General features: G+C 42.8%; 5 protein-coding genes. 1 reads left to right on the top strand and 4 read right to left on the bottom strand.

Annotation, left to right across the window (positions count from 1 at the left end):
* Window positions 1-773: DUF4982 domain-containing protein (locus AC1DPZ_RS21605; RefSeq protein ID WP_477407325.1), on the top strand; the 773-nt coding region annotated here is incomplete at its 5' end.
* A gap of 411 nt (window positions 774-1,184) precedes the next feature.
* Here the strand turns inward: AC1DPZ_RS21605 and thiD are convergent.
* From thiD to AC1DPZ_RS21585, 4 genes are read right to left on the bottom strand one after another with little or no spacing between them, the layout of a single operon-like run.
* Window positions 1,185-2,018, bottom strand: coding sequence for a bifunctional hydroxymethylpyrimidine kinase/phosphomethylpyrimidine kinase (gene thiD, locus AC1DPZ_RS21600; protein WP_477407323.1), 834 nt, complete (start codon window positions 2,016-2,018; stop codon window positions 1,185-1,187).
* A 1-nt stretch (window position 2,019) separates the two neighbouring features.
* The gene (locus AC1DPZ_RS21595) at window positions 2,020-3,066 is read right to left on the bottom strand and encodes a ThiF family adenylyltransferase (protein ID WP_477407321.1); all 1,047 of its coding nucleotides are present in this window, start codon (window positions 3,064-3,066) and stop codon (window positions 2,020-2,022) included.
* Between the two features lie 2 nt (window positions 3,067-3,068).
* Entirely contained in the window at window positions 3,069-4,184 is a 1,116-nt protein-coding gene (gene thiH / locus AC1DPZ_RS21590) for a 2-iminoacetate synthase ThiH (RefSeq protein ID WP_477407319.1), read from the bottom strand.
* Complete coding sequence (locus AC1DPZ_RS21585; RefSeq protein WP_477407317.1) at window positions 4,177-4,944, bottom strand: thiazole synthase; 768 nt, start codon at window positions 4,942-4,944, stop codon at window positions 4,177-4,179. Before AC1DPZ_RS21585 ends, thiH begins: the two co-directional genes overlap by 8 nt.
* Window positions 4,945-5,064 lie beyond the last annotated feature (120 nt).

The following is a 5,064-nucleotide window of genomic DNA, read 5'->3' as shown; positions in this document are numbered from 1 at the left end:
GTGAGAATTGGGAAAACGATTTTTTTCCATGGCACGGCGCTTATTGCGGCGACATAGATTTGATGGGATGGAGAAAACCTATATCGCATTACCGCAGCATGTTGTATAACAATAACGAGAAGCTATACATGGCAGTTCGCGAACCCCAACCCGAGCCACTGGAAATTAAAGAAACAAGATGGTCTGTTTGGCCAACTTGGGAAAGCTGGACATGGCCGGGTTTTGAGGGAAAGAATATAGACGTAGAGGTTTATTCAAAATATTCCAAAGTCAGGCTTTATCTTAACAATAAACTTATCGGCGAAAAAACTACAACCGAAGAACAGGAATTTAGAGCTACTTTTTCAGTACCCTATACGCCCGGGGTTCTCAAAGCGGTTGGTGTGGAAGATGATAAGGAAACAGGATCATCCATTCTGCAAACGTCCGGAAATGCTGCAAAGATCAAACTAATTGCCGACCGAAAGGAAATTTTGGCTAACGGTCAGGATTTATCTTATGTGACGATCGAAATAACTGATAAGGACGGAATAATTCAACCGAACGCAGCAGATCGATTGCATTTTAAAATTGACGGACCGGGCGTAATTGCCGGAGTAGATAACGCAAATATGAAAGACTATGACCCATATACAGGCAACTCACGTAAAGCATGGCACGGACGGGCGATGGTTGTAGTCAGAAGCACACGTAATACTGGGGATATTAAACTTACGGTTAGTTCCACAGGACGATCTGAAGCAACTTTAGTTATTAAAGTACTTAAACATTAACGGCTGTGAAAACTCGCAGGATAAATATGGGTTACTGACATATTTTACTTCTATAACGCCTTAATAAACACACACAAAAGAAACACCGGGCAAGATATTGGGCTACAATCAAATTATAACGCACGAAAAAAAATATTTATAATCCAAATCGGCGATTAAACGCAAATCAAACAGGAAATAGTTCGATTCTCTCGTCGGGAGTAATTAATCCCAGCACACATTGCAATAATCAGAATTAGTCGTTATTTTTCCTAAGTCATCAGAAATCAACCTGTATCAAATCATTTGTAGAAAATTCGGGGATTATCACTATTTGAAAATTTTAAATTATTGAAAATAATTGAATGTTGTCCAAGTCTCGTCTTCTTGAAGATGAAATGTCGTTTGAACGGGGTTAACAGCCAGGCGGCTTCACTCTATTTTATATTTAACTAATTTTTGAGGATCAAAAAAGTGATTCAGCGGCCCGTGACCGCCACCGGTCTTAACATCCTTCCCCTGCTCTATAGCCTGTTGAATATATTTTTTACTATTCGATATGGAAGTATCCATATCATTACCTAATGCAATAAAAGATGCAATGGCAGATGATAGGCTGCATCCGGTTCCATGAGTATTAACGGTATCAATGGCTGTCGACCCGAAAATACGCTCATTGCCATATTTATCCAGGTAAACATCGAACAGATCAGGGCCTTTTAAATGACCGCCTTTAATTAATACCGCATGACAACCATATTCCATAATCCGTACCGCTGCCGCTTTCATATCGCCAATGGTTTTGATCTCCATTTCGGCAAGGATGGCTGCCTCATCTAAATTGGGGGTAACTAATTCGGTTATAGGAAACAAGTGTTTTTTTAAAGTTTCTACGGTATCGTTGCCAATCAAACGGTCACCACTGGTAGCTACCATAACCGGGTCAAAAATAATCGGGATATTTGGATTATCACTTAAGGCTTCGGCAATGCCAATAGCCAATTCGTCGCCGTGCACCATACCGATCTTAATAGCAGATGGTTTGAGATCATCCATCACCGCTTTAATTTGCGCTTTAACAAAATCAACAGGTATAGCGTGAATATTACTAACGCCTAACGTGTTTTGTACCGTAACCGCCGTAATGGCCGTAGTGCCAAAACAACCCAAGGCACTCATCGTTTTCAGATCGGCTTGTATGCCGGCCCCTCCGCCACTGTCTGATCCGGCAATACTCAATACGACCGGGTATTTATATTTGCTCATTTTAGATTACCCCGTTTCTTAAGCTGTACATTTCGCCTTTGTATAAAGGCTGTAATAATTGAATCGCCATTTTACTGCGCTGACCAGTTTGACAGCAGAATATCAATTTTTTATCTGGATGCAACAATCCAATGTTTTCTTTCAACTCATACAAAGAGATGTTAATGCCGCCAATATTATAATCTTCAAATTCATACGCTTCACGTACATCAACCAGTTGCACTTCATCTGCAGATTTGGTTAGCCACTCATTCAACTGATCCATCGTTATCTCATGGGGGGGAGCCGGAGTCCCGGCACTGAAGGTTTTTACCTGAACTTGTTTTTGTTGTTTACCGACTTTGAAAATACTGGCTGAGTTATCAAGCGCATTCATGGTCATCAATTTACCCGACAATGTCTCGCCAATACCGCAAATGATCTTGATGGCTTCGTTAGCCATATAAGTGCCTATGATGCCGGGTAAAATGCCCAATACACCTACATCGGTACAATTGGGCACTTCGGCAGCTGGCGGCGCTTCGGGAAAAACATCTCTGTAATCAGGTCCATCCTGATAATTGAACACCGATACATGGCCGTCAAACTTAAATATAGAGCCAAATACGAGTGGCTTGTTTAAAGCCACACAGGTATCATTAACCAAATAACGTGTGCCAAAATTATCAGAGCCATCGATCACCATATCATAAACCCCGCAGATATCTTCGGCATTAGCCGATGTAAAGCGTACCGGATAAGCCGTAATTAAAGTATGCGGATTGAGTAATTCGAGTTTTTGTTTAGCAAGAACCGCCTTTAAGCCGCCAACATCGTTCACGCCATATAATATTTGCCGGTGCAGGTTGCTGATATCCACAATGTCATCATCTACAATACCTATTTTACCAACCCCGGCTGCAACCAGGTATTGCAATACAGGACAGCCCAAACCGCCGGCGCCTATCATTAGCACTTTGGAGTTTTTTAGTTTTTCCTGTCCTGTTATTCCTATCTCAGGTAAAATGATCTGCCTGCTATACCGTTTGAGTTCTTCGCCTTTTAACATACTTATTGCGCTAAACTGTTATCCCAGTCTTTCCAAACCGGTTCGTAACCTTGCGATCTGATGACCTGGGCAATTTGTTTCGGGCTGCGTTCGTCGCTGATCTCAAATTGCTCCAGTGATTCCGGTTCAACCGCATATCCTCCGGGATTGGTTTTAGAACCCGCGCTGATATTAGTGATACCCAACTTGATAATATTGTTCCGGAAGTTTTCAGATTCCCGCGTTGACATCGAGAGTTCTACCTCTTCGTTAAATATCCTGTACGCGCAGATCAGTTGCACCAGTTCGCGGTCGCTCATTTCCACTTTGGGTTCTAAGCCCCCGCTAAAGGGCCTCAAACGGGGGAAGGATAGGCTATATTTAGTTTGCCAGTAACTTTTTTCCAGGTAGTTGAGGTGCAATGCGGTAAAAAAACAATCGGTGCGCCAATCTTCCAGGCCAATCAGCACGCCCAAACCCATTTTATGGATACCGGACTGGCCCAGCCGGTCGGGGGTTTCCAGCCGGTAAAAAAAATTTGATTTCTTCCCTTTAGGATGGTGTTTTTTATAATCTTCCTGGTGGTAAGTTTCCTGGTAAACCAGCACCGTGTTTAAACCGTAAGGGGTTAGTTCCTGATAATCTTCCAGATCAAGCGGCTGTACTTCCATAGAAATATGTGCGAAGTGTGGACGGATCAGGTCGAGTACTTTTTTGAAATAGTCTACGTGAACGTTTTCATTATCTTCTCCGGTAACCAAAAGCACATGGTCATATCCCATATCCTTAATAACGGCGACTTCCTGCATGATCTCCATCGGCGAAAGTGTTTTGCGTTTTACCTTATTTTCATAGCTAAAGCCGCAGTAAGTGCAAATATTTTTACACTCGTTAGAGAGGTAAAGCGGTACGTACATTTGTATCACTTTGCCAAAACGTTTCAGGGTTAATTGCTGACTAATTGCCGCCATTCGCTCCAGGTATGGTGCCGCAGCAGGAGATACCAAAGCTTTGAAATCTTCAAGTGTTCTTTTTTTAGCGGCTAATGCCCGTTCTACATCATCGCTTGTTTTGGCATAGATGCTTGCTTTTGTTTCGTCCCAATTAAACGATTTAAAAATATCTGTAAAGTTATTCATCTAAAAACGCGGTTAAAGGACTGCTTGCTATAGCGTGGGTTACAGGTAGAGCGAGTTTTGCTTCAAAAGCCATCCGCCCGGCTTCTACCGCCATATTAAATGCTTTTGCCATTTGCATCGGGTTGCCCGATACCGCGATAGCGGTATTCACCAGAACGGCATCGGCACCAATCTCCATTGCCCAGGCCGCGTCAGATGGCGAACCTATGCCCGCATCAACAATTACGGGTACATTGCTCTGGCTAATGATGATCTCTAAAAAATCTATGGTTTTTAGTCCCTTGTTACTACCTATGGGTGAGCCCAAAGGCATAACCGCAGATGTACCCGCATCTTCCAGCCTTTTACATAATACCGGGTCGGCATGGATGTAGGGCAATACGATAAATCCTAATTTAGCCAGCTCTTCGGTTGCTTTTAGGGTTTCGATAGGATCAGGCATCAGGTACTTAGGGTCGGGATGGATCTCTAATTTAATCCAGTTGGTTTCAAGGGCTTCCCTGGCCAGTTGTGCCGCGAATACAGCCTCTTTGGCATTGCGTACACCCGAAGTATTGGGTAACAAGTTAATATGCGGATATTTGAGACGGATGAGCAGGTCATCCTGGTCGTTGTTTTTCATGTCCACACGTTTGAGGGCAACGGTTACCAGCTCTGACCCGGAAGCCAACAAGGCTTCTTCCATCAAAACAGAAGAACTGAACTTACCGGTACCTGTAAATAAACGGGAGTTAAAGGTTTTATCGGCTATTTTTAACATGATCTTTTAGATTAAATAAGTTCATTTATTGACGAGGTATTCAATTGCTGATAGCTATAATCAACTATAGCTTTCCGGTCAACGGCCCTGGTAATAGCACCAGATATAGCTACACCATAT

Source organism: Mucilaginibacter sp. P4_G9 (assembly GCF_056400985.1).
This window is presented reverse-complemented; position numbering and strand designations above follow the sequence as displayed.

Bases quoted from the DNA above. Each gene is read 5' to 3' on its own strand.
- thiD (WP_477407323.1), bottom strand. From the start codon at position 2,018: ATGAGCAAATATAAATACCCGGTCGTATTGAGTATTGCCGGATCAGAC.
- AC1DPZ_RS21595 (WP_477407321.1), bottom strand. From the start codon at position 3,066: ATGTTAAAAGGCGAAGAACTCAAACGGTATAGCAGGCAGATCATTTTA.
- thiH (WP_477407319.1), bottom strand. From the start codon at position 4,184: ATGAATAACTTTACAGATATTTTTAAATCGTTTAATTGGGACGAAACA.
- AC1DPZ_RS21585 (WP_477407317.1), bottom strand. From the start codon at position 4,944: ATGTTAAAAATAGCCGATAAAACCTTTAACTCCCGTTTATTTACAGGT.